General features: G+C 45.3%; 3 protein-coding genes. 2 read left to right on the top strand and 1 reads right to left on the bottom strand.

Features of this window, described 5'->3' with window-relative positions:
• Window positions 1–307: 307 nt before the first annotated feature.
• On the bottom strand, window positions 308–607 hold the full coding sequence (locus tag RLO19_RS13195; protein ID WP_446357035.1) for a hypothetical protein: 300 nt from the start codon (window positions 605–607) through the stop codon (window positions 308–310).
• A gap of 45 nt (window positions 608–652) precedes the next feature.
• Between RLO19_RS13195 and RLO19_RS13190 the strand changes: the two genes are divergently transcribed.
• On the top strand, window positions 653–2,845 hold the full coding sequence (locus RLO19_RS13190) for a lytic transglycosylase domain-containing protein (protein WP_446357034.1): 2,193 nt from the start codon (window positions 653–655) through the stop codon (window positions 2,843–2,845).
• A 281-nt stretch (window positions 2,846–3,126) separates the two neighbouring features.
• Window positions 3,127–5,540: PAS domain S-box protein (locus RLO19_RS13185; RefSeq protein ID WP_446357032.1), on the top strand; the 2,414-nt coding region annotated here is incomplete at its 3' end.

Genomic DNA, 5,540 nt, shown 5'->3' with positions numbered 1-5,540 from the left:
TTGACACTCCCCGTCCTATAAGTACGGGGATTCTTAGTTCCGCGACACACCTTACAGCTATCTATCCTTGCGGCAATACTTAAACCAAATACCCGTAGAAAACTACCAAGTATTGAGCCTAACTTAGATAACCCCAGAGGGCTTGTCTCCCTAAGCGTTCAGGTACTTACCGAGAGTGTCTTATCAACCGTTCCTCTCTTTCCCCATGTTTCTGTATGCCCTACAGTACATTGTTCTAGTCTTGTGACTAAGCATTGCTGCACTTTTGGCGGTATCGGCACTCGTTTGAGTCCATGGGTTTTTTTCTCTAGGTTACTCGCGCCTCACGTACTAGCATCACTTTACGTGATAAGTATCGATTACTCGATTGGCAATACTCACGAATTTTTGCCTGTGCTAGACTACCTTGATAATGTAGCACAATAAATACCACAATGCCAAGGGAAAAGATACTAAGGGTAAGGCTTTCAAATAAAGAGTTTGAGACACTTAAACAATATGCATTGCAGACGGATAGGATGATTTCAGAACTGATAACTGATAACTGATAACTGATAACTCCCCCATCTTCCCCTAAATGCCACCCATTTTCCCAATCCTTCGTCAAAATGGGAAGCAGTAGATCTTATCAGTGTTGGGCGAAATAGGTTTCATGCTAAAGGTACAAAAATACAGACTTCCTGTGACAGTTGGGGCGGGACTACTGCTGATTGCCATCTGTGGTTCCTCTTGGTTTGTCCTCAAACAAACGGGTGTTCTGGAAAACTGGGGCGGTGAGTCCTCGAACAGTGAACTCAGTTTAACCCAAAAGGATACTCAATCCCTGGTATTGCCCTTGGTATTCCTACCCCCCCAAGCTAGGGCGGCTCAACTGACTGACATCGCCACGGGGCGCCAATCCCTGGATCAATATCGCGCCCGCTATATGCTCGCCTCGGATTTAATTGAACAAAAGCAGCCAGAGGCGGCGCTTCAATGGTTAGAGGGATTAGACTCTAATTATCCTCAGTTGGCATCTCACATTGCCCTCAAACGCGCCCAAGCCTACGAAGCAATGGGGGATACAGCCAATGCCCAAAAAGCTTGGCAAGGAATTCTCTTGACTTATCCGAATGAACCCGTAGCAGCGCAAGCCCTCTATAGTTTAGGTCAATCGAATCCAGAGTATTGGAAAGTGGCGATCGCACAATTTCCCACCCATCCCCGCACTCTAGATATTGCCCGCCAAAAACTGCAACAGAATCCTAAACAACTGGATTTACTCTTACTATTGGCGAAATCAGCACACGATGCTCCTGGTAGTGGGGGAATCCGCGATCGCTTGGTGGATCAGTATGCGTCTCAATTACAGCCCGAAGACTGGCAGGCTATTGCTTTTGGCTATTGGGAAACCCGAGAATATGCCAAAGCTGCCCAAGCATATACAAAAGCCCCGCCCACGCCCGAACATGTTTACCGAGTGGGGCGCGGGTATCACCTCAAAGGCAAACGCACGGAAGCGAAAGCCGCCTATCAAAAGCTGATCCGTGACTTTCCTGATGCCAAGGAAACGGGCTTAGGATTGCGACGTCTGGCGAGTCTATCACAGTCCCAAGAAGCAATTTCCTACCTGGATCAAGTGGTGGCTAAGTTTCCCGATGAAGCCCCAGAAGCCTTACTCAGCAAGGCAACAATCCTGGATGCTTTGGGGAGTTCTCAATCCGCCGCCCAAGCGCGTCAGTCGGTGTTAACCCAATATCCTAGTTCTAATGCGGCGGCGGAGTATCGTTGGCAGGTGGCTTCTCAGAAAGCCAAAGCCGGGAATTTAGCCGAAGCATGGCTTTGGGCGCAACCGATTACCAAGGATAGTCCCGATAGCCCTATCGCCCCCGAAGCGGCGTTTTGGGTGGGCAGATGGGCAATGGAATTGGGGCGTCAAGATGAAGCGAAAGCTGCTTTTGAGCATGTTTTGGCACAGTATCCAGAATCCTATTATGCGTGGCGGTCTGCCCGATTTTTAGGGTGGGATGTGGGCGACTTTACCACTGTGCGCGATGTGAATCCAACGGTTGCGCTACCGAAAACGCGATCGCGACTCCCGGCTGGCTCGGATACCTTAAAAGAATTACATCTATTGGGACAAAATCAGGATAGTTGGACCCTTTGGCAAGCCGAGTTTCAAAATCGACAGAAACCCACGGTTGCTGAACAGTTCACCGATGGCGTCATGCGTTTAGGCGTGGGTGATAACATCAATGGGATTAATCAAGTTTGGTTTTTGAGTCGGCGCGAAACCCCAGAAGAACGTCAACAATGGCAAGCGCTGCGTGCTGAACCGGCTTACTGGCATACACTTTTCCCCTTACCATTTTTTGATTACGTTGTCAATTGGTCAGGTCAGCGCCAGCTTAATCCTTTATTGGTTACGGGTTTAATTCGCCAGGAATCTCGGTTTGAACCCCAAATCGGTTCCGTGGCGGGAGCCAGGGGTTTGATGCAAGTCATGCCGGGAACGGGTCAATGGATTGCTCAGAAAATTCAGCTTCAGGAATATGACCTGAATGATCCCAATGATAATGTTAAGTTGGGGACGTGGTATTTAGATCATACTCACCAAGAATACAATAACCATTCCCTATTAGCTGTGGCGAGTTATAATGCAGGTCCTGGGAATGTGGCAAAGTGGATCAGGCAGTATGATTTTAGTGATCCAGATGCTTTCATTGAACAGATTCCCTTTGCGGAAACGAAGGGATATGTGGAGGCAGTTTTTGAGAATTATTGGAATTATTTGCGGCTGTATAATCCAGAGGTAAATCAGTTGTTACAAAAGTATTCCAAGAGCGAGCCAGGAATATCTCCCTAGTGTATGTAGAGACGTGCCATGGCACGTCTTGATGCCATGGCGCGTCTTGAGTGTTTCTGAATGTAGGGGCGGGTTTCACTATTATCGTTTCTTACCCCACCCAGATGCGACTAAACCCGCCCCGTTAAATTAACGATTTCCTCTCTCATACTTGGGTTAATTCACTACATTAAATTGAATGTCACTGACTTAGGTCAGATTCATCGGGGACATTTTAGTTGAATATCAAAATAAAAATAATAAAAATTAATAGCTGTTATGAATATTTTACCGCAAGACAAATGAAAAAAATATTAATTATCGATAATTCCCCAGAAAAAGGGAAATGGATTACCAAGTATTTATCTAGTTATGGTTATAGTCTAATCCACGGCAAAACCTTTGAAGAATCTCTATCTATTATTAATAATGCTCCTGATTCGCCACCTAACTTAATTCTGATAGCTATTAATCATCTAGAGATTAACATTCCTGAAAAGATCCAAAATCTGCAAAAAGCGCCACAGCTAAAGGATGTGCCGATTATTGTCTCAATTACTCACAATAATATCAATGAATTAAACTCAATATTAGAATCCGGTGCTAATGATTATTTAATTGTTCCCTTTACCCAAGCCGAACTTTTATGCCGAATCCAGACTCAGCTCACTCTCCATAGATTTAAAGCAGAAAATGTACGCCTAAAGCAAGAAAATACCGACTTAAAAATCTTACTAGAGACATCAACAGAGCACGGTGATTTTGTGTTTGAGCAGTTGCACGATCAAGCCGAAGAAGCCGTGCGTGAAAGCGAAAATCGGCTGGCACAATTTTTGGAAGCGGTACCGGTTGGCGTGTTGGTGGTAGAGGCTAGGGGTAAGCTTTACTTTATGAATAAAAAAGCAAAGCAGATTTTGGCACAGGATTTAGATCCAACTATCGACACCGAGCAGCTTTGTCACACCTATCAACTCTACTTAGCGGGTACTAATCAATTGTACCCTCTAGACCGCTTACCGATCGCGCGATCGCTCCAAGGGGAAACCGTAACCGTTGACGACTTAGAAGTGCATCACTCTAATCATAAAATTCCCCTAGAAGTGCGGGCAATGCCCATCTATGATGAACAGGGAACGCTGCTGTATGGCATTAGCGTACTGCAAGATATTACCACCCGCAAACGCACCGAGAAAATTTTAACTGATTATAGCCAAACCTTAGAACACGAAGTCCGCGATCGCACCCAAGAATTAGAAGCCAAAAATCAGCAACTTCAGCAAGAAATTGAAGAACGCAAGTTGCTCGAGAAAAAATTGCGAACCTCTGAGGGAAAAATGCGGGCAGTATTTGAAGCAATGCCTGATATTATCCTGATTATTGATCCTCAAATAAATGATATCGAAGTCGCACCGACTCGACCAATTCGCGACATTGAAGGATCGGCACACCTGATTCACCAAACGATTGAACAGTTTCTCGATGGTGACAATGCCCAAATCTGGTTACAACAAATTCGCCAAGTTATCCAAACCCAAGAACCCATTCATTTTGATTACAGTTTAAACAATGGCGATCAAACGGTTTGGTTTACCGCCAGTATCGCCCCATTACCCAACAATTCAGTCATCTGGGTTGCCCGCAATATTACTGATCGCAAACGCACCCAAGTGGCATTGTATCAATCAGAAGAAAAGTTTGCCCGTGCTTTCCGTTCTAGTCCCAGCGCTATGACAATCACCCGATTAAGTGATGGCTGTCATATTGATGTTAATGATAGCTTCTGCCAGTTTACCGGATATTCTGCCACAGAAATTATCGGTCGTACCGCCCTCGATTTGCATCTCTGGGTGAATCTGAAAGACCGAAACCGAATGTTAAAAGAAGTATCAGAAAATGGGATTATTCGCAACTATGAATTTGATTTTCGTACCAAGTCGGGGGACATTTGCACCGCCTTACTCTCAGCCGAACGGATTACCCTAGATGAGCAACCCTGTCTGATCGCCGTCAGCCAAGATATTAGCGATCGCAAACAGGCGGAATTTACCCTGCAACTCGCCAAAGAAACCGCTGAAAAGGCAAATCGTGCCAAAAGCCAATTCCTGTCCAATATGAGTCATGAATTACGAACTCCCCTCAATGCGATTATTGGGTTTGCTCAGTTGTTAGGGCGAGATTCTTCCCTAAGCCAAGAACAACGCGATCATATTGGCATTATTTGTCGCTCCGGTGAACATTTACTTAGCCTAATTAATAATGTACTGCAACTGTCCAAAATTGAAGTCGGTCAGATTAAACTCAATTGTTATAGTTTTGATCTCTACGATTTACTTGATAGTCTAGAAGAAATGTTCAGATTACCGACTCAAAATAAGGGATTGCAGTTATTATTTGACTATGACAATCTTCTACCTCGTTATGTGGAAACCGATGAAGGAAAGCTGCGTCAAATCTTAATTAACCTACTGGGGAACGCGATTAAATTTACCAGCCATGGAGGTGTTACCCTGCGAGTCAAAGGAATCACCGAGGATCACAGAGGCATTCGTAGGGGCCGTAGGGGCGAAGCATTCGCGCCCAAATATCTCGGTTTTATGCCAACACAAGAGCGCGAATGCTTCGCCCAATCCCCAAATCCCAATCCCCAATCCCCAAATCCCAATCCCCAATCCCCAAATCCCAATCCCCAATCCCCAAATCCCAATCCCCAATCCCC

Origin of the sequence: Coleofasciculus sp. G2-EDA-02 (assembly GCF_040226375.1) — a bacterium.
GTDB lineage: Bacteria > Cyanobacteriota > Cyanobacteriia > Cyanobacteriales > Coleofasciculaceae > Coleofasciculus.
The sequence above is the reverse complement of the archived record's forward strand: the minus strand, read 5'-3'. Positions and strand labels throughout refer to the sequence as shown.